At 65.7% G+C, this 18,604-nt stretch carries 17 protein-coding genes; 6 read left to right on the forward strand and 11 right to left on the reverse strand.

The genetic code is table 11. From position 1 onward, the window contains the following. Nucleotides 1-60: 60 nt before the first annotated feature. Nucleotides 61-714 carry a TetR/AcrR family transcriptional regulator gene (locus CH276_RS23955; RefSeq protein ID WP_032395478.1) on the forward strand — a complete coding sequence of 218 codons (654 nt, stop codon included), beginning with the start codon at nucleotides 61-63 and terminating at the stop codon, nucleotides 712-714. A gap of 19 nt (nucleotides 715-733) precedes the next feature. On the opposite strand, the gene CH276_RS23960 is transcribed toward CH276_RS23955, so the two are convergent. From CH276_RS23960 to CH276_RS23975, 4 genes are read right to left on the reverse strand one after another with little or no spacing between them, the layout of a single operon-like run. Then, nucleotides 734-1,567 carry an SDR family NAD(P)-dependent oxidoreductase gene (locus CH276_RS23960; protein ID WP_094631928.1) on the reverse strand — a complete coding sequence of 278 codons (834 nt, stop codon included), beginning with the start codon at nucleotides 1,565-1,567 and terminating at the stop codon, nucleotides 734-736. Beyond that, nucleotides 1,564-3,099 (reverse strand): flavin-containing monooxygenase, encoded by a 1,536-nt coding sequence (locus tag CH276_RS23965; protein WP_094631929.1) that lies wholly within the window; start codon nucleotides 3,097-3,099, stop codon nucleotides 1,564-1,566. The genes CH276_RS23960 and CH276_RS23965 overlap by 4 nt, the downstream gene beginning before the upstream one ends. A gap of 17 nt (nucleotides 3,100-3,116) precedes the next feature. Further along, entirely contained in the window at nucleotides 3,117-4,205 is a 1,089-nt protein-coding gene (locus CH276_RS23970) for a PDR/VanB family oxidoreductase (protein ID WP_254924420.1), read from the reverse strand. Nucleotides 4,206-4,222: 17 nt separating this feature from the next. Then, complete coding sequence (locus tag CH276_RS23975) at nucleotides 4,223-5,137, reverse strand: metal-dependent hydrolase (protein WP_032395475.1); 915 nt, start codon at nucleotides 5,135-5,137, stop codon at nucleotides 4,223-4,225. Between the two features lie 113 nt (nucleotides 5,138-5,250). Between CH276_RS23975 and CH276_RS23980 the strand changes: the two genes are divergently transcribed. Continuing rightward, the gene (locus CH276_RS23980; RefSeq protein ID WP_094631930.1) at nucleotides 5,251-5,823 is read left to right on the forward strand and encodes a TetR/AcrR family transcriptional regulator; all 573 of its coding nucleotides are present in this window, start codon (nucleotides 5,251-5,253) and stop codon (nucleotides 5,821-5,823) included. A gap of 12 nt (nucleotides 5,824-5,835) precedes the next feature. On the opposite strand, the gene CH276_RS23985 is transcribed toward CH276_RS23980, so the two are convergent. Then, the gene (locus CH276_RS23985) at nucleotides 5,836-6,447 is read right to left on the reverse strand and encodes a TetR/AcrR family transcriptional regulator (RefSeq protein WP_094631932.1); all 612 of its coding nucleotides are present in this window, start codon (nucleotides 6,445-6,447) and stop codon (nucleotides 5,836-5,838) included. Between the two features lie 138 nt (nucleotides 6,448-6,585). On the opposite strand from CH276_RS23985, the gene CH276_RS23990 reads away from it, so the two are divergent. Genes CH276_RS23990 through CH276_RS24005 form a run of 4 tightly spaced genes read left to right on the forward strand, consistent with a single transcriptional unit; the run spans nucleotide 6,586 to nucleotide 10,068 of the window. Further along, entirely contained in the window at nucleotides 6,586-8,013 is a 1,428-nt protein-coding gene (locus tag CH276_RS23990) for a flavin monoamine oxidase family protein (RefSeq protein WP_094631934.1), read from the forward strand. Further along, nucleotides 7,995-8,474 (forward strand): SRPBCC family protein, encoded by a 480-nt coding sequence (locus tag CH276_RS23995; protein ID WP_094631936.1) that lies wholly within the window; start codon nucleotides 7,995-7,997, stop codon nucleotides 8,472-8,474. Before CH276_RS23990 ends, CH276_RS23995 begins: the two co-directional genes overlap by 19 nt. Further along, a complete protein-coding gene (locus CH276_RS24000) occupies nucleotides 8,471-9,406 on the forward strand; it encodes a carbohydrate kinase family protein (protein ID WP_094631938.1) in 936 nt (311 codons plus the stop codon). Before CH276_RS23995 ends, CH276_RS24000 begins: the two co-directional genes overlap by 4 nt. After that, nucleotides 9,406-10,068, forward strand: coding sequence for a class II aldolase/adducin family protein (locus CH276_RS24005; RefSeq protein WP_094631940.1), 663 nt, complete (start codon nucleotides 9,406-9,408; stop codon nucleotides 10,066-10,068). The genes CH276_RS24000 and CH276_RS24005 overlap by 1 nt, the downstream gene beginning before the upstream one ends. 4 nt (nucleotides 10,069-10,072) lie before the next feature. Here the strand turns inward: CH276_RS24005 and CH276_RS24010 are convergent, their stop codons facing one another. From CH276_RS24010 to CH276_RS24035, 6 genes are all read right to left on the reverse strand, one after another. Next, the gene (locus tag CH276_RS24010; RefSeq protein ID WP_032395460.1) at nucleotides 10,073-11,563 is read right to left on the reverse strand and encodes an aldehyde dehydrogenase family protein; all 1,491 of its coding nucleotides are present in this window, start codon (nucleotides 11,561-11,563) and stop codon (nucleotides 10,073-10,075) included. Then, nucleotides 11,560-13,107, reverse strand: coding sequence for an acyl-CoA synthetase (locus tag CH276_RS24015; RefSeq protein ID WP_094631942.1), 1,548 nt, complete (start codon nucleotides 13,105-13,107; stop codon nucleotides 11,560-11,562). Before CH276_RS24015 ends, CH276_RS24010 begins: the two co-directional genes overlap by 4 nt. A gap of 132 nt (nucleotides 13,108-13,239) precedes the next feature. Beyond that, on the reverse strand, nucleotides 13,240-13,869 hold the full coding sequence (locus CH276_RS24020; protein WP_306436613.1) for a TetR/AcrR family transcriptional regulator: 630 nt from the start codon (nucleotides 13,867-13,869) through the stop codon (nucleotides 13,240-13,242). 28 nt (nucleotides 13,870-13,897) lie between these two features. Next, the gene (locus CH276_RS24025; protein ID WP_094632181.1) at nucleotides 13,898-16,072 is read right to left on the reverse strand and encodes a 3-hydroxyacyl-CoA dehydrogenase NAD-binding domain-containing protein; all 2,175 of its coding nucleotides are present in this window, start codon (nucleotides 16,070-16,072) and stop codon (nucleotides 13,898-13,900) included. Nucleotides 16,073-16,107: 35 nt separating this feature from the next. Beyond that, nucleotides 16,108-17,316 (reverse strand): acetyl-CoA C-acetyltransferase, encoded by a 1,209-nt coding sequence (locus CH276_RS24030; RefSeq protein ID WP_094631944.1) that lies wholly within the window; start codon nucleotides 17,314-17,316, stop codon nucleotides 16,108-16,110. Between the two features lie 35 nt (nucleotides 17,317-17,351). Further along, nucleotides 17,352-18,545 carry an acyl-CoA dehydrogenase family protein gene (locus CH276_RS24035; protein WP_094631946.1) on the reverse strand — a complete coding sequence of 398 codons (1,194 nt, stop codon included), beginning with the start codon at nucleotides 18,543-18,545 and terminating at the stop codon, nucleotides 17,352-17,354. Nucleotides 18,546-18,604 lie beyond the last annotated feature (59 nt).

The raw sequence follows: 18,604 nt of genomic DNA on the forward strand, positions 1-18,604 counted from the left end.
AGAATCGTCAGCCGTGAGGAAGAGTCAGGCCGTCGACCAGCGCAGACAGAAGTAGGGACCATGACCGAAACCCCGAATCGACTCGAGCGCCGTAAGGCCCGCACGCGTGGAGCGTTGATCGAAGCGGCGCAGGGCTTCATCGCCCGCGGCGAACTGAACGCGCCGATCGCAGAGATCACCCAGGCCGCCGACGTGGGTATGGGGTCGTTCTACAACCACTTCGTCAGTCGAGAGCAGCTGTTCCAGTCGGCGGTCGACGGTGCCCTGGAGTTGCTGGGCGGCTATCTCGATTCGCTGACCGATGTCGACGCCGACCCCGCCGAGGCGTTCACTCGATCGTTTCGAATCTCCGGCCGACTCTTTCGCCTGCAACCAGAACTCAGCCGCGTGCTCATCCACTCCGGTCCCGAGTTGATCACCTCGCAGCACGGTCTCGGTCCACGTGCGGCGAGGGACATCGTCGCCGGAGTCGATGCGGGGTACTTCCGGGTCGAGGACATACAGCTGTCCTTGGCTCTGGTGGCAGGCGCATTGCTCGGTCTGGGCCAGCTACTGCTCGAGCAACCTGATCGTGACGACAACGAGGCCGTGGATCGAATGGCGTACAGCGTGCTGCTCGCGCTGGGAATGTCCGACGCCGATGCGCGTGACCTGTGCGCCCGGCCGCTCCCGCCGATGAGTGACGTTCCCAGCGTGGACGGTGAGAGCGCATAGCCCACGCGCCTGCGGAACGTCAGCGTGAGTGTGTCTCCTCCAGATCCCGGATGATCTGCGCAACCCGACGGTCCCGGACGAGCCTGCGTTCCAGAATCGGGTTGAGCATTCCCCGGAACCAGAAGTACGGAGTCCACACGGCAGGGGCGATCAATCGTGCCCGACGGGTCCGGACCGCGTGTACGAGCAACTCGGCGGCTCGCTGAGACGGCAGGCGTCGGCTCAGCGGCCACGGAAGAAATCCTCCGATTCGCCGACCGATCGGGTCGTCGTCGAGGGTGTGCCGTGCCAGATCGGTGTCCACCACTCCGAAGTACGCGAGACCGGCCGATGCGCCGACGGCAGCAAGTTCGATGCGCAGAGCGCGGCCCAGCTGTTCCACGGCCGCCTTGCTCACCATGTACGCGGACCCACCCATCCCGGGAGTGAATGCAGCGCAGGACGATACGAGCAGTATGTGCCCGCCGCTCGCGACGATCTCGTCGGCGGCAGCCCGCACGATGTTGAGGACGCCGCCGAAGTTCACCGCCATCACCGAGTCGAAGACGGCGCGGTCGATCGACCTGATGGTGGCCGGCGGCGGGGTGATCCCGGCGTTGGCGATCACGATGTCGAGGCGGCCGAACCTGTCGATCGTTGCCGCGACGCAGTCCGCCATCGCTGCCGGATCGGTGACGTCACCGACGAGCAGAAGTGTCCTTTCCGTACCGGTCGGATCCGCGGGAAAATCTCGATCCACCACCGCGACAGACGCTCCCGCCGCGCGCAATCTCTCGACCGTCGCGGCTCCGATTCCACGCGCTCCGCCGGTGACCAGTGCCACCTTTCCCGCGAGTTCGATGGTGCCGCTCATGCGAGCTCCTTGCTGGTCGCGAGCAGTGGATCTACCTCGGAAAGCGCACTGCGGCAGTGATAATGGCGTAGTTCGATGGTGGACATACGCCGGGTGAAGTTGCGTACCGAACCGGGCCAGTACGTCACGTTGCGTCCGGACGGGCTCAGGTAGTAGCTGCTGCATCCTCCCGAGTTCCACACCGATCCCGCGAGACGCTCGTCGGTGTGATCCGCGAATTCGATCTGTGCCCGCATGCTGACCTCGAGCGCCACCAGTGCGTTGTCGTCCATCGCGCGCAGTGCCGCAAGGATGTAGTTCACCTGAGCCTCGATGGTGACCACCTGGGAGGTGTACACCACCGAGTTGGGGCCGAGCAGCATGAAGAAATTCGGGAAGCCGTGCACCGTGGTGCCCCGGTACGACGACATTTCCCCGTCTGGCCAGTGGTCCGCCAACGACTTTCCGTCACGACCGACGATCCGCCGGAAGCCGGTGTGGCCGGACACGGTGAATCCCGTCCCGAGGACGATGGCATCGACCTGGTGCACGGTCCCGTCGGTGGTGACGATGCCCTCGGGCACGATCCGCGCGATGCTCGTGGTTTCGACGGTGACGTTCTCTCGGCACAGGGCGGGGTAGAACTTGTTCGAGAACGTCGGTCGCTTGCAACCGAATTCGTAACCAGGTGTGAGCTTCTCGCGAAGTGCAGGGTCCTTCACCTGACGACGGAGATGTGCGCGCCCCAATGCCGTGAGCGGTGCGAGCAACGATCGATGGCCGATGAGTCCGGGAACCAACGCTTCCTGGAACAGATCGAACGTGCGGCGCATTTCCCGCTGGGCCCGGGGGAACTTCCTGAGCAGGGACCTGCCGGATTCGGAGATCGGCCGGTCGGGATGCGGAAGGATCCACGTCGGTGTCCGCTGGAACAGTGTCAGGTGCGCGGCCTCGGGGGCCAGACGCGGAACGAACTGCACCGCGGATGCTCCGGTGCCGATGACGGCGAGGCGTCGGCCCTGGGCGGAGTGCTGATGGTCCCACTTCGCCGAGTGGAACACGGTGCCCGAGAACGATTCCAGGCCTTCGATATCGGGAGTTGCCGGTTCACTGAACGGGCCGAGTGCTCCGATGAGGATGCGTGCAGACCATGTTCCCTCGCTCGTCCGCACCACCCACTGGGCCTGTTCGTCGTTCCACGTCGCGTCGAGTACCTCGTGCCCGAAACGGATGCGATCGCGGATACCGAAACGATCGGTGCAATCGTTGAGATACGCCTCGATCTCGGGCTGAAGTGGGTAGAGCCGCGTCCAGTCGGGGTTGGGTGCGAACGAGAACGAATACAGCGCCGACGGAATATCGCACTGAGCACCGGGATAGGTGTTCACGTGCCACGTTCCACCGACCGCCGTATCGCGCTCGAAGATCAGAAAGTCGCTGCGGCCTTCCTGCTCGAGCCTGATCGCGGCCCCGAGGCCACCGAAGCCCGCGCCGATGATCGCGACGTCGGTGTGCGGTACGGGCGTGGCACTGTCGAATGGTGTTGCAGGCATGAGGGTATGGGCTCCTTCTACAGATCGAGGACGAGAGCTTCGCCGTCGACGGCAGCGCGCGAGACACACAGGGTGAGTGAGTTCTCGCGTTCGGACGGGCTCAGGACGCGATCTCGGTGCTCGACGCGTCCGGCGACGAGACCGACGACGCACGCTCCGCAGAAGCCTTGCCGACACGAGAACGGCTGATCCGGCCTGGACCGGCGGAGTGCGTCGAGAGCGGTCTCCTGCGCACCGACCTCGATGGTGTCTCCCGAGCGATCGAGCTGTAACACGAACGGCATGCCGTCGACCACCGCTGCAGGCGCGAACAACTCGGTGTGGAATTCACGAACGGCCGTACTGGCGAGGGACTCGTCGCGGAGCCTGCCCGACAGCGCCGCGGGCCCGCAGACGTACATCGCGGAGTTGCCCATCCCGAGATCGACGATGTCCTCCGGAACCGGAAACCCGTCGATATCATCGGTTTTGACGATCACATGCCCGCGCGAGGTCAGTGCCAACTGCTGCACTAGGGCAACGAACGGCAGACTCGCCCGAGAGCGACCGTGGTAGTACAGCGTCCACCGCGCCCCGTCCCGGACGGCGCGTTCGATCATCGCCCGGATGGGGGTGATGCCGATTCCGGCGGCCACGAAGAGGTAATGCTCGGCCTCCGCCATCGGAAAGGCATTGCGGGGACCTCGAACTCGCAGGACAGCGCCGCGGGAGAGCGCGTGGATCTCGGTGGACGCTCTACCGCCGGGGATCTTGCGGACGCTGATGCGGTAGCGATCACCTGACCCGGGTCGACCGGCGAGTGAGTACTGCCGCACCGAACCGGACGGAGTGGTGACGTCGATGTGCGCTCCGGGTTGCCATGTCGGTAGTGGTGCACCGTCCCTGCGCGAGAGCAGCAGCGAGCGAACGTCCTCGGCCTCGTCGATCGTATCGTCGACGACGGTCTCGAATTCGTATCCGACGCTTCGTCGGGGCCGCGCCGGAGACAGGGCCGTCACGATCGGCGAATCGGTGACGAGCCTGGCGTAGAAACGGGACGCGGCACCGATGGCGCGAAGTCCCCGTCCCGGTGCCGTCACGGTGATCTCGCCGAGATGGCTGTGCACCGGAGGCACTGTGGTCGTCACTGCTGGGCCGCCAGCGCCGCGGGGGAGACTGCCAGGTACTGCACGGCCTTGTCGATGTCGCCCATCTTCGAGGGGTGGAAGCCGGGACGGATGTACAGGGCGAGCTGCACGAACAAGAACGACAGGCCCGGTATCAGGTGCTTGCGTGACGCTCGTGCGAACGCAATCGGCCACGGGGCGCGCAGCCGCCGCGTACCGGTTCGTGGCGTTGCGACCGAATTCCGGTACAGGTACGCGGCGGTACTGAACCACAACACGGCCAACCCAGCGCTGGCGATCACCGCGGTTCGGGCGCGGCGGAATGCGCCACCGTCGACGTACTGGAACGCATCGAATGCGACATTGCGGTGTTCGAGTTCTTCCGCTCCGTGCCAACGCAGCAGATCCAGCATCGTCGGGTCGACGCCGATGCGGTCGAATTCGGCATTGTCGAGCAGCCACTCGCCTACCACTGCGGTGAAATGCTCTGCTGCTGCATAGATTCCGAGGCGCTCGTTCAGCCATGCCTTGCCTGCGCGGCCGGTGAGGCCGTGATCGCCGAACACCACACCCACGGCGAAGCGGATGCGCTGCAGAATCGGTTCGATGTCCACTCCGTGCGCGACGAGGTAGGTGCGGAAGCTTTCGTGGGAGGACGCGTGCGTGGCTTCCTGGCCGACGAATCCCACGACTTCCTCGTGCAGTCTGCGGTCGTCGATGTACGGCAGCGCGCGGGCGAACACGTCCGCCATCGCTCGTTCTCCCTCGGGCAGAACCAGGTGCATCACGTTCCAGAAGTGGGTGGCGTACCACTCGTGGGGGATGTACTGGAGTGGAACTCCGGACCAGTCGAATGTCACCGCGCGCGCCACTATCGCGTAGGACTCGTCCGTGTACTGCTCGTCCGAGTCGCCCGCCTTGTTCCGAGACATTCGAAACTCCGTTTCTTCGAGATCGTGCTGCTGCTGCCAGCGATGCTACATAGCAACATATTATGTTGCAATGTTGCACCGAATAGACGGTGGACGGCCGATAGGATCGAGCGATGCATCCAGATGGGGACGACGGGCCGATTCTCGATGCCGCCTTGGAACTGTTCGGTGAGGTCGGAATTCCTCGAACCACCATCGGCGACGTCGCGAAGCGCGCCAAGATCAATCGCGTGACCGTCTATCGCCGCATCGGATCGAAGGACGAACTCGTTCGGGCCGTCATGGCGCGGGAGTCGTCGCGGCTGTTCGCGGCGGTGGCAGCTGCGGCTGCCGAACAGAGGTCACGTGCGGATCGGGCGGCACACGGATTCGCCACGACCATCGACTCGGTGCGAACGAACCCTGTGCTCTTGAAGATGTTCGACTCCGAGAGCTCGCTGGTGCTCGAGCAATTGACCACCAACGCATCGGCACTGCTCGTGACCGCGATCAACGCTGCCACGCACATCACCAGGGGTGAACTGGAATCGGACACCTTCGCCGTGCCGGACGCACCGGAAATTGTTGTGCGCGTGGTCCATTCGATCCTGCTGACACCCTCGGCCGCCGCCCCGCTCGATACCTACGACGAGCTGCTCGCGTTCGCGCACCGCAGCATCGTGCCGCTTCTCGTAGGTCTCGACTAGCGGTATCCGGGCTCAACCTCGCGGCGCGTACGAGTCGAGCACGCGCAGCAGGGCGTCCTTCAGTTCGGTCCGATTGCCACCCGGCGTCGGCCTGGCGATCTCGTGCAGGGTGTAGCCGTCGATCAGGGCCAGGAAATGTCGAGCCGGTAGGTGTGGTTCGGCGATCCCGAATGCCCCCAACGCCGCTTCGGCCGCCTCCTCGATCATCCGCATGATTCGATGCACCGAATCCGCCAGCTCGGGCCGTCTGCGCACGGCGAGGTACGCCTCGAACTGGACGAGGGAGTCGTCGTCCTCGGGGGAGGACAGCAGCGAGACGAGGTCCATGATCGCGTCGGCCAGATCGTCGCGAGTGAGACCGCCTGCGTTCGCGACGTCCAGTAGAGCCGTGACCTTCGCCGTCACGTTCTCGGCGATACGAGTGATTGCGGCATCGATGAGTTCGCCGACCGAGCCGAAGAAATAGCTGGTGGTCGACGGCGGGAAGCCGGCGGTTTCGGCCACGGACCGAAACGAGACGCGTTCGAGTCCGCGTGTTCCGATCACGCCGATGGCAGCGTCGACCAGCGCGTCGCGGCGCTCCCGGCCGCGCGCGTATCGAGTCTTCCGGCGCTCTTCGGTCATGGCTGCAACGTTAGTCGGAGTGCTGTCTTCCACCTCCATCGCTGCGCTCTCCAGCAGGCACTTTTCGTCAATCCTGGCCGGATGGCCAATATTGGGTTACTGTCGCCGCTACATCGAACAGCCCGGAAAGGAGCACCCATGACCGAGATGTCGCAGGCCCCGCACGTGGACGTAGTGGTCGTCGGCGCAGGACTCGCGGGTCTGACCGCCGCCAGGGAACTGACGGCCGCAGGATTGACCGTGCAGGTCCTCGAGGCCAGGAACCGGGTGGGTGGGCGCACGGTCAACCACGCACTCGGTGAGAACTCGGTCGTCGAGACCGGCGGGCAGTTCGTGGGTCCGACGCAGGACCATGTCCTCCGCCTGGCCGCATCGGTGGGCGTCGGGACGTTCCCCGCGTACGACACCGGATCGAGCATGTACGTCAAGAACGGAAACGCTCGACGCTTCGACGGCGGGATGCCGCCGGATCTGGCGGCGCTACCCGACGTCGGTGTGCTCGTGGCGCGAATCGATCGGGCTGCCAAGCAGATTCCCGTCGACCGACCGTGGTCGGCACCCCGAGCACGCGAGTGGGACACCCAGACTCTCGCCACCTGGGCCCGGAGGCACTCGGCCACCGCCGGTGGGGTGGAACTGCTCGACATCCTGCTCGGTTCGGTGTTCGGTGGCACGTCCGCCGACGCATCGGCGCTCTTCGGCCTGGCGTACGTAGCCGGGGCGGGAAACGAGTACACCCCCGGCACCGTCGATCGGTTGATGAGTGTCGCCGGTGGAGCACAACAGTGGAGATTCCTCGGTGGCTCACAGGCGATCTGCATCGAAATTACGAAGCAGCTCGGTGACGCCGTCCGGCTCGACACCCCGGTTCGACGTGTGGAGCAGTATCCGGATCGCGTGGTGGTGTGCAGCGACACCGAATCATGGATCGCTCGATCGGCGGTCGTCGCGATTCCGCCCGTTCTGGCCACCCGAATCGATTGGAGCCCCCAGCTTCCCGCACCCCAGGAGGCGTTGTTCCAGCGAATGAACTTCGGCGGCCTGGCCAAGTGCGAGGCCGCGTACCCCGAACCGTTCTGGCGCGCGAGCGGGCTCTCCGGCCAGGCGCTCTTTCGCGACAGCGACGTACCGGTGTCCTCGATGTTCGACAACTCACCACCCGACGGAAGCCAAGGAGTGCTGATGGGATTCGTCGGCACCTGGGGCGGCCGCCACCGCGGCGGCCGGAACTGGTCGGACGGTACCGACGCCGAACGACGCGGCGAGGTGCTGCGCGCCTTCGCTTCCGCCGTCGGGCCGCGCGCACTCGAACCGACGGAATGGATCGAGCTCGACTGGACTCGCGAGCACTGGACCCGAGGAGGGCCCACCGCCGTGCTTGCCCCCGGAGTGCTGACCGAACTCGGCCGGTGGCGAGACACCGCGTTCGGCCGAGTGCAGTGGGCAGGAGCCGAACACTCCGACTACTGGAACGGGTACATGGACGGGGCTGTGCGATCGGGTGAAAACGCAGCAGCAGCAATACTTTCGACCGAAGGAGAGCTCTCGTGGAACAACGCTTCGTAGTCTCGGCCCATCGCACCCTCTCGGTGAGCCCCGAGGAAGTGTGGGCATTGACCGCCGACACCGGTCGGTACGCAGAGTGGGTCACCGACGTCCGGTCGGTCATCGCTCATCATGGCACCGCACGCACAGGTGGTGTGTACACGGAGGAGGTGGCGACGCTCGGCCGCTTCACCACTCACGCCACATGGACCGTCCGGGAGCTGGAACCGAACCGACTGCGAATCGATTCGGGTCAGGGTTTCGCGCCACTCGTCAACGTGACGAACGTCTTTCGCTTCGCGCCGCTCGCCGGCGGTACCTCCACCGCGATGACCTTCGAATTCTGGTTCGATGTTGCACCGAGCTGGATGGGGCGTGTGGTGCGGCCCATCGCGACCGCCGGGATGTCCGCACGATTCGACGTCTCGATGTGCAACCTCGAGGCGCTGATCCTCTCCGAGCGAACTGCGACGATCCGATGAGAGCACCGGCGGAGGTCCTCACCCTGGGGGTGCACATACTCGACACTCTGGTGCGGCCGGTGACCGAGATTCCCGACGGTCAGGCGGCGGTCCTGGCGGAGCAGATCGCGATGTCGGCCGCGGGTACGGCCGCGGGAACGGCACTGGTGCTGTCCCGACTGGGTGCCGCGGTACACACCGCGGGAGTGGTCGGTGGTGATTCGGCAGGCACGTTCCTACTGCAGCTCCTCATCGACGACGGAGTGGACGTCTCCCTCGTTCACCGCATGGACGGGGTCCAGACCTCGGCATCGGTACTGCCGATCAGGCCGGACGGATCCCGGCCGGCTCTGCACGTGATCGGAGCCAACGGCTATCTGGCTCAGCATGTTCCGTGGAACATGTTTCACAACGTCGACTTCCTGCATCTCGGGGGGCCCGAGTTCTACGGACCGGACACCGCGCGCGACATCGCACGCCGCGCCCACGAGGACGGTGTCGTCGTCACCATGGACAGCCTGGCCCCGTCCGTTCCGGAAGGGCTCGGTGCGTTCGCGGCCGCGCTGCCCCATGTGGACTACCTGTTGCCCAACGACGAGCAGGTCCTCGGCTGGACCGGCTGCGCCACTGTCGAGGACGGGTGTCGTCGACTGCTCGAGCTCGGAGCGTCCTGCGTGGTGGCCACCGCGGGCGCGTCGCCCACTCTCGTCGTCACGACCGACAGTGTCGTCGAGGTCCCCGCGTTCTCCGTGGACGTGGTGGACACCAGTGGATGCGGAGATGCGTTCTCGGCCGGGTTCGTTCGCGGCCTGTCCCTGAGCATGAACGTCGTCGAGGCAGCCGAACTCGGCAATGCGACCGCGGCTCAGGTTGCGCAGGGACTCGGTACCGATTTCGGCACCTACGACCTCGAGTACGTTCGGACGTTCGCACGCACCTGCCGGACCGTCTGATGTCGGTCGACGTGGAGGAGCTACGGCAGTCCGTCGCCGAGACCGCCCGGCAACTGGGCCGCAAGGGCTTGGTTCTCGGCACCGCAGGCAACGTCAGCGCACGCGCGGGTGATGTGGTGGCGGTGACGGCGACCGGGCTGGTGTTGGCGGACGCGACGATCGGGGACGTCACGCTCGTCGATACGGACGGAATCGTCCGCGCAGGACCAGGTGAACCGACCTCGGAACTGGGTCTGCACCTCGGCATCTACGCGTCGTCCGAGGTTCGTGCCGTCGTGCATGCGCATTCCTCGGCGGCCGTTGCACTGTCGCTCGTCGCGGACGAACTGCCGCCCGTTCACTACGCGCAGCTGTCCCTCGGCGGCAGGGTTCCGGTGGTGCCGTTCGCGCCGTTCGGTACGGCGGAGCTCGCCGACCTGGTGGTGACCGCGATGCGCTCGAGGTCGGCGGTGATCATGGCCCATCACGGATCGGTGGCCACCGGTCACGATCTCGCGGCCGCACTGTCGAACATCGAACTGCTCGAATGGCTGTGCGGGGTGTATCTGTCCGCTGCCGCAGCGGCGACCCCACGCGCCATGACCGACGCGCAGTTGGCGGCGACCCTCGACGAGGTGGTGCGACGGTCGTACGGCACCACCGCGCGGCGCGCAGAGGACTGACCGATCACCGACGGTGACGGAGCCCGAGCAGGCGGTCGATCAGCGGCATGACCCAGCGCTTGCGGTGGAGCGTCACCAGCTCGAATCCGGGGATGTCGAACAGCTTCGTGACGCGGCTGTGAGTGCGGCAGAACTCGGCGAACCCCTCGTCGCCGTGTACCCGCCCGAAGCCGCTGGCACCGACACCACCCATCGGAACAGATCCCATTCCGGCGAACGCGATCACCGAATTGACGGTGACCTGACCGCACACCAGCTGCGCCGCAATCTCTTTGCCCTGCCTGCGGGAGAACACCGAAGCGCCGAGAGCGTACCGATGATCGTTGCTCAGCTCGATCGCCTCGTCGATGCTGTCGACCTCACGGACGGTGACCGTGGGGCCGAAGGTCTCCTCGCGAACGGCCGAGCAGCTCTCGGGGGTGTCCACCAACACGGTGGGCCCGACGAATCGCTCGCCGATCGAGGACAGTCCGCCGATCAGTGCTCGACCACCCGCCGCCTCGGCGTCGGCGAGATGGCGTCGAACGATGTCGATCTGGCCGGGCATCGTCATCGGCCCGTAGGTGGCCGACGCATCACCACCGGGCCGGATGGAGCGCGCATGCTGCACGAGAGCGCCGGTGAATTGTGCTGCGACACTCCGCTCCACGTACACCCGCTCGACTCCGACGCACGTCTGCCCGCTGTTGCCGAATGCTCCCCAGGCCACCGCCTCGGCTGCTGCCGCGATGTCCGCGTCCGCAGCGATGATCACCGGATCCTTGCCGCCGCATTCCACGACCACCGGGGTGAGCGTCTCGGCGCACGTGGCCATGATCTTCGAGCCGGTTCTCGTCGAGCCCGTGAACGCGATCTTGTCCACACCCGATCGGCACAGTGCGGCACCCGTCTCGCCGTATCCGGTGACGAGCGACAGAATGCCCAGTGGCAGAGACGGATTGGCTTCGTGGAACGCGCGGACGTATCGGGCCGCTACCGCGGGGGTGTATTCGCTCGGCTTGAACACCACGCAGTTACCTGCTGCCAGCGCCGAACCGATCGCACTGTTGGGTGCATACAGGGGGTAGTTCCACGGACCGATGACGCCCACGACACCGAGTGCCACCGTCTCCACGTGAGCGGAGTAGTTCGCGAGCAGCAACCCGGGGCCGACTCGGCGCGACCGCATGAGCTTCGGTGCCTGCTTCTCCGCCCACGCGATGTGCTCGAGGGTCAGTACGATCTCGAGCAGTGCATCGTCGGCGGGTTTGCCGTTCTCGCGGTGAATGAGATCGACGAATTCGGTTCGATGACTCCAGATTTCGTGTCGCCATGCCCGCAGGTGTCGGGCGCGAGAACGTGGCGGCAGCGAGGCCCATGTGCGCTGTGTCTTTCGCGCGAGTCCGACCGTCCGCGCGACGGACTCCGCCCCATCGACGGGGAACGAGGCGACCGGACCGTCGTCGATGGGGGAGAAGGAATCGAACGTGGTTCGCGCCTGGACCTGGCTGGTCACAGGGACGCTCCGAGCGCGTCCTTCGCCACGTGGGCGTCCCGCAGTTCGCGCTTGAGGATCTTTCCCGCGCCGCTCATGGGCAGCGCGGTGACGAACTCGATGGTGCGCGGGGTCTTGTATCCGGCAACGTAGCTGCGGGTGTGATCGCGAAGTTCTTCGACCGTCGGCGAGGTGCCATCGGCCAACACGACACAGGCGTGGACGCGCTCGCCCCATTCGCCGTCGGGCACACCGATCACGGCGCAGGCCAGGACGGCGGGATGGCGGCTCAGTGCGCTCTCGACCTCTGCGCTGTAGACGTTCTCGCCGCCGGTGATGATCATGTCCTTGAGTCGATCGACGACGAACAGGAATCCGTCGGCGTCGAGGTAGCCCACATCGCCGGTGTGCATCCAACCGTCGCGAACGGCCGCGGCGGTCTCGTCCGGCTTGTTCCAGTAGCCCAGCATCACGTGTCCACCGCGAACACAGATCTCGCCGACGGATCCGGTGGCCAACTGCTCGTCGTCGGGGCCGAGAATCTGGATCTCCGAGTGCGGGGCCGCGCGACCGGCCGAGCCGATGCGTTCTCCCACATGGTGTTCCGGCCAGAGCAGCGATGCGACCGGTGCGAGCTCGGTCATGCCGTAGGCCTGAGTGAGACGGGCCTGCGGGAGGCGTGCGAGGGTGCGCTCGAGGACGCCTGCGGAGATCGAGGATCCTCCGTACAGCACACGACTGAGCGAGGAGGTGTCGAACTCGCTCAATGCGGGGTGGTCGACCAGAAGCTGAATCATCGTCGGTACCAACAACACATCGGTGATCGAATGCTCGGCGATCGCGCCGAGGACGGCGGTCGGCTCGAAGAACGGAACCATGACGTGGGTACCGCCGAGCATGACCTGCCCCACCCATGCGGCCAGATCGGCGAGGTGGAACATCGGAGCGGCATGGAGCAGGATCGATGCGTCGTCGAGCAGCTGTCCGGTCGCCACCGTTCCCAGGCCGGAGGTGACGAGGTTCGCGTGCGAGAGCATGACGCCCTTGGGGAAGCCGGTGGTGCCGCCGGTGTAGAAGAGTCCTGCGAGTGCGTCGCCGCTACGGCGGGCGTCGGGGACGGGATCGTGGGACGAGACCAGGTCCTCGTACGAGACCATGCCCTCGGGGGTGGTGCCGTCTCCGCAGTAGACGATGGTCTGCAGGCCGGCACATGCCGGGCGCAGTGCCGGGACCATCGCACCGAAGGTGTCGTCGACCAGCAGGACCTTGGTGTCGGAGTCGTTGAGTGCGTACGCGACCTCCACGGGCGACCATCGGATGTTCACGGGGTTGAGCACGGCGTCGGCCCACGGCACCGCGAGCAGGTACTCCGAGTAACGGTCGCTGTTGAACGCCAGTATCGCAACTCGATCGCCGGACTCGACGCCGATGGAGTGCAGGCCTGCCGCCAGTCGTGCCACTCTGTCGATCTGTTCGGCGAAGGTACGAACGCGATCGCCGAACACCGTCGCTGCGCGGTTCGGAGTCGTTGCAGCGGAGCGATGCAGGCCTTGGGTGAGATACATGTCGAGTCCCTTGTGCGAGAGGGGGCGAGGGCGCCCGGGTGAATACCGTCACAGTTCCACCTTGTTGGCACTGTGTCAATAGTGGAGGTGTAGGGCGACCCGGCTGGCGATTCCGCGAAAACGGTTGTCTTGCTAACGTTCCCGAGCGTCGTCGAAGGAACGTGCGGTTGCGAGAACGGTGACGAGCACATCCGTCAGCAGAGTCTCGACCTGTTCACGGGTCAGTGTGCCGCGTACCAACCACTCGCGGCCCGCTGCCTTGACCATGCCGCCGAACGCGCGCACCGCAGACGTCGCGATGCGACGGTCACCGCCTCTGCCCTCGAATGCCGTTGCATCGAGCACGCGTTCGGCAGCCAGATCGTCGGCCTCGTCGAGAATCTGCGCCACCTGTTCGTCCACACCCGAACCACTCGCCATCGACACCCATGCCGTGCCGTGTGTCTCGATCACCCCCACCAGCCAGTGCACACTGCCACGTGCCCGCTCCTCGAGTGAGCCCGTGGGCAGATGTACGTCCTCGATCGGCGGCACGGTGACCAGGAATCGAACACTCTCGAGGTACAGATCGCGTTTGCTGCCGATGTAGTGGTGAATGAGCCCGCGGGCGACGCCGGCCGAGGCGGCGACGTCCGACATCGACACCTCGGCGTACGGCTTGTCGCCGAACAACCGAACGGCGCTGGCCAGGATCTGTGTCCGACGCTCGTCCGGTTCGAGTCGATTCCACTTGGGTGTACTTGCAGCCGGCATGGTTCTCATGATCGCACCGAGCCGACTCCGTGAGGCGTCAGAGGTACCGCTCGGTGCGCGAGCGCAGTGACCTCGGTACGACGAACCGATCGCCGTACCGTGCCCGCAGCTCGTCGGCTCGATGTACGAACCCCTGCGGCCCGCCGTCGAACTGATCGACGAACTGCAGCACCCCGCCGGTCCAGGCGGGATAGCCGATGCCGAGGATGGAGCCGATGTTCGCATCGGCGACCGTGCGTAGGACTCCCTCGTCCAGGCATGCGACCGAGTCCAGGGACTGTGCGATCAACATCCGATCCATCATGTCCTCGAACGGAATTCCATGATCGGGGCGGTGGTAGTGCTCCGCCAGGCCCGGCCACAGCCCCGCCTTGGTGCCGTCCTCGGCGTACTCGTAGAAGCCGCGACCGCCCTTGCGGCCGGGCCGATCGAACTCGTCGACCAGCCGATCGACCAGAGCATACGAATTCGACACGATCCACGGTCGACCCTCGGCGCGGGCGGCCTGCGCCATGCCCTCGCGGATGTGCCTGGACAGGGTCAACGAGATCTCGTCCATGAGAGCCAACGCACCGGACGGGTAGCCCGCCTGGAGAGCGGCCTGCTCGACGGTGGCGGGGTGCACGCCCTCCGCGACCAGCGAGATCGCCTCGTCCATGAACCGGCCGATGACGCGAGTGGTGAAGAAGCCGTGACTGTCTGCGACGACGATCGGCGTCTTGCCGATCAGACGGACGAAGTCGAATGCGCGGGCCAGAGTGGAATCACTGGTGTGTTCTCCCACAACGATTTCCACCAACGGCATCTTGTCCACCGGAGAGAAGAAGTGCGTGCCGACGAAGTCCGAGGTGCGCGAGACTCCCGTCGACAGCTCGGTGATGGGCAGGGTCGAGGTGTTCGAGCACAGCAGTGCGTCGGCGGTCAGATACTTCTCGACGGCCTCGAACGCGCCCTGCTTGACGGCGGGAGCCTCGAACACGGCCTCGACGACCAGATCGCATCCCTCGGCATCGGCCGCGTCGGAACTGGGTGTGATCCGCGCGAGCACCGCATCGGCGTCGGCCTGGGTCGTGCGCCCCGTCGCGACGGCCTTGCCGAGAATCGAACGCGCGTAATCCTTTCCACGCTCGGCGGATTCGATCGAGACATCACGCAGTACGACGGGGACCGTGGCCGACGCGACGACGTAGGCGATGGCGGCACCCATCATCCCGGCACCGATCACCAGCACCTTCTCGGGTACCCGGTGCGGTTCGCCGCTCGGACGAGAGCCGCCCTTGTTGATGGATCCGAGATCGAAGAACATCGATTGGATCAGATTGCCCGAGACCGGACCGCAGGCGAGTGCGGTGCAGTGTCGGGTTTCCACGATCGACGCCGACTCGAAGTCGAGCACCGACCCTTCCACCGCGGCAGCAACCACCGCGATGGGGGCGGGCATGGGTGCACCCTTGACCTGCTTGCGCACCGTGGCCGCGAAGGCAGGCAGCTGCGCAGCCAACGCGGGTGAGGCCGCGGTGCCGCCGGGAATCTCGAACCCCTTCCTGTCCCAGGGCTGCACTGCAACGGGATTGGCGACGATCCAGGCACGTGCGTTCGCCATCATCTCCTCGTGGGTGTCGACGACCTCGTCGATCAGTCCGATCTCGAGTGCCTTGGCCGGCCGGTAGCGTTGTCCCTGGCCCACCACCTGGGTCAATGCGCCGACGATTCCGAACATCCGCACCGTTCGGGTGACGCCGCCCGTGCCAGGGAGCAGACCGAGGGTTACCTCGGGAAGGCCGAAGCGGGAGTTGCTTCTGTTCACTGCAATTCGGTGATGGCAGGCCAGCGCGATCTCGAAGCCGCCACCGAGCGCGGTGCCGCCGAGTGCAGCGACGACGGGCTTGCCCAGCTTCTCGAGCCGACGGAACTTGTCCTTGGTGAAGTCGAGGGCGTCGGCGATGGCCTTGTGGTCGTTGGGTCCTGCGTCGCGCAGCAGTTCGAGGTCGCCACCGGAGAAGAACGAATCCTTTCCCGAGGTGACGATGATGCCGTCGTAGTCATCGACGTTGGCTTCGAGCCAGTCGACGGTCTGTCCGAGCGATTCGCCGAACGCGGTGTTCATCGTGTTGGTGGACTGCGTCGGGTCGTCGATCGTCAGCACGAGTACGCGGTCGGTCCCTATCTCGCCGGTGATCGTCGACGTCGTCAGTGCAGCAGAGGTATTCATCGTGTCCTCGGGTCGTTGTTCGAGCGCGGGGGTGGTCACAGGCGCTCGATGATGGTGGCGACGCCCATTCCGGCACCGATGCAGAGCGTGATCAGCGCATAGCGCTCGCCCCGGCGCTCGAGCTCGTCGAGAGCCATTCCGGTGAGCATCGCTCCCGTTGCGCCCAGTGGGTGGCCCATCGCGATCGCGCCGCCGTTGACGTTGATGCGCTCGTGGTCGATGTCCAGCTTCTTCGCGTAGTTGAGCACCACCGAAGCGAATGCCTCGTTGACCTCGAACACCGCGATGTCGTCGAGACCGAGTCCCGCCGCGGCCAACACCTTGTGGGTGGCCGGAACCGGGCCGGTGAGCATCAGCGTCGGGTCCGATCCGGCGACGACCCCGGCCACGACGCGTCCGCGTGGGGTCAATCCGCCTGCGCGACCGGCCTCTTCGGAGCCGATGAGAACCATCGCGGTGCCGTCGACGATGCCCGAGGAGTTGCCTGCGTGGTGTACGTGATCGATGCGCTCGACCTCGGTGTACTTCTGCATCGCGACGGCGTCGAACCCGGCGAGCGAACCCATCTGTGCGAACGATGGTGTCAGGGCGGTGAGGTCGGCAGTGGTGGTCTCGGGTCGCATGATCTCGTCGTGATCGAGCATCAGCCGGCCGTTCGTGTCGAAGACGGGGATGACCGACTTCTCGAAGTGACCCATCGACCAGGCATGCGCCGCTCGTTGCTGGCTACGTACCGCGTAGGCGTCGACCTCGTCCCGATCGAACCCCTCGATCGTCGCGATGAGATCTGCGCTGACTCCCTGTGGGACGAAGTAGCTGCCGTAGTTGGTCAGCGGGTCGCACGGCCACGCGCCGCCGTCCGCCCCGAGCGGCACACGAGACATCGATTCGACGCCACCGGCGACGATGAGCCGATCCCATCCGGACCGAACACGTTGCGCCGCAGTGTTGACGGCCTCGAGCCCCGATCCGCAGAAGCGGTTGAGCTGAACGCCGGCCACGCTGTCCGGTAGGCCGGCCGCCATCGCGACGGTTCGGGCGATGTCGCAGCCTTGATCGCCGACCGGGGTGACGACACCGAGCACGACGTCGTCGATCAGGGCCGGATCGAGCTGGGAGTGTCGAGAGAGCAACGTGGACAACGTGTTCGCGGCCAGATCGACCGGCTTGACGGTGTGCAGTGAGCCGGAGCTCTTGCCGCGGCCACGTGGACTGCGCACTGCGTCGTAGAGGAATGCCTCCATGGGGTGCCTTTCTGGGGCAACAGAATTACCGAGTTCTACAGGGAACGGGAAATGAGCTCTTTCATGACTTCGTTGGCACCGGCGTAGATGCGGGCGATGCGTCCGTCGACGAACATGCGGGCGATGGGGTATTCCTCCATGTAGCCGTACCCACCGAAGAGCTGCAGGCACCGGTCGACCACCTCGAACTGTCGGTCGGTGGTCCAGTACTTGACCATTGCGGCCGTGGTGACGTCGAGTGTGCCCGAAATATGCTGTGCCATGGCGTCGTCGACGAAGGTACGCACGACGCGGCCGATGGTGGCGCATTCGGCGAGCTCGAACTTGGTGTTCTGCAGATCGAACAATGTCTTGCCGAACGCGCTGCGCGACTTGGTGTACTCGACGGTCTGCGCGACGGCGGCGTCGATCATCGCAGCGGCGGCGATGCCGCAGATCAGGCGTTCCTGGGGGAGCTGCTGCATCAACTGCGCAAAACCGCGACCCTCATGACTTTCCTGGTCGTTCCTGCCGGCTCCACTCCCGCCCCTGAGCAGATTCGAGGCGGGAATGCGAAGACCGTCGAAGGTGAGTTCGGCTGTGTCCTGGCCCTTCTGGCCGATCTTGTGCAGCACGCGTCCGCGGTGAAAACCTTCGGTGTCATCGGAGACCTCGGCGACGAGCAATGACAGTCCCCGGGCTCCCGCGGAGGGATCGGTCTTGGCGGCGATGATGAGCAGATCGCAGTGAGCTCCGTTGGAGATGAACGTCTTTCCGCCGGTCACCACGTAGTCGTCGCCGTCACGCACGGCGCGGGTTGTAATGCCTTGCAGGTCCGATCCGGTGCCCGGTTCGGTCATGGCGATGGCTCCGATCCATTCGCCCGAGCACAGTTTCGGCAGCCACCGCTGCTTCTTCTCCTCGGACGCGTAGGCCAGGATGTAGTGCGGAACGATGCCGCTGTGCACGCCGAGCTGCATGGCCGAGTCGCCGGCGCGGACCTGTTCTTCGAATAGCACTGCCTCGTGGCGGAAGTCGCCGCCGCCTCCGCCGTATTGCTCGGGTACCGACATGCCGAGCAGCCCGAGGCTGCCTGCGGTGCGGTAGACCTCGCGGCTGGGGCGTCCGGCCGCCGCGAATTCCTCCCGGTGCGGTGCGACCTCTTTCTCGAAGAATCCACGGGCGAGCTGGCGCACGTCGGCGAGCTCGGTGGTGAGGTCGTCGGTGGAGCGATCTGCGAGTGCAGTCATAGGGGGTCCTTGGCTCGAAGCGCGACTGTGGTTTATTGGCGCTGTGCCAATAATGATGG

Source organism: Rhodococcus sp. 06-470-2 (assembly GCF_002258235.1).
Classification (GTDB): Bacteria; Actinomycetota; Actinomycetes; order Mycobacteriales; family Mycobacteriaceae; genus Rhodococcoides.

Excerpts from the sequence above, each read along its gene's own strand:
- CH276_RS24015 (WP_094631942.1), bottom strand. The coding sequence starts at position 13,107 with ATGTATCTCACCCAAGGCCTGCATCGCTCCGCTGCAACGACTCCGAAC.
- CH276_RS23985 (WP_094631932.1), bottom strand. The coding sequence starts at position 6,447 with ATGACCGAAGAGCGCCGGAAGACTCGATACGCGCGCGGCCGGGAGCGC.
- CH276_RS23980 (WP_094631930.1), top strand. The coding sequence starts at position 5,251 with ATGCATCCAGATGGGGACGACGGGCCGATTCTCGATGCCGCCTTGGAA.
- CH276_RS24000 (WP_094631938.1), top strand. The coding sequence starts at position 8,471 with ATGAGAGCACCGGCGGAGGTCCTCACCCTGGGGGTGCACATACTCGAC.
- CH276_RS24035 (WP_094631946.1), bottom strand. The coding sequence starts at position 18,545 with ATGACTGCACTCGCAGATCGCTCCACCGACGACCTCACCACCGAGCTC.
- CH276_RS23955 (WP_032395478.1), top strand. The coding sequence starts at position 61 with ATGACCGAAACCCCGAATCGACTCGAGCGCCGTAAGGCCCGCACGCGT.
- CH276_RS23965 (WP_094631929.1), bottom strand. The coding sequence starts at position 3,099 with ATGCCTGCAACACCATTCGACAGTGCCACGCCCGTACCGCACACCGAC.
- CH276_RS23990 (WP_094631934.1), top strand. The coding sequence starts at position 6,586 with ATGACCGAGATGTCGCAGGCCCCGCACGTGGACGTAGTGGTCGTCGGC.
- CH276_RS24025 (WP_094632181.1), bottom strand. The coding sequence starts at position 16,072 with ATGAATACCTCTGCTGCACTGACGACGTCGACGATCACCGGCGAGATA.
- CH276_RS24030 (WP_094631944.1), bottom strand. The coding sequence starts at position 17,316 with ATGGAGGCATTCCTCTACGACGCAGTGCGCAGTCCACGTGGCCGCGGC.
- CH276_RS23975 (WP_032395475.1), bottom strand. The coding sequence starts at position 5,137 with ATGTCTCGGAACAAGGCGGGCGACTCGGACGAGCAGTACACGGACGAG.
- CH276_RS23960 (WP_094631928.1), bottom strand. The coding sequence starts at position 1,567 with ATGAGCGGCACCATCGAACTCGCGGGAAAGGTGGCACTGGTCACCGGC.
- CH276_RS24020 (WP_306436613.1), bottom strand. The coding sequence starts at position 13,869 with ATGAGAACCATGCCGGCTGCAAGTACACCCAAGTGGAATCGACTCGAA.
- CH276_RS24005 (WP_094631940.1), top strand. The coding sequence starts at position 9,406 with ATGTCGGTCGACGTGGAGGAGCTACGGCAGTCCGTCGCCGAGACCGCC.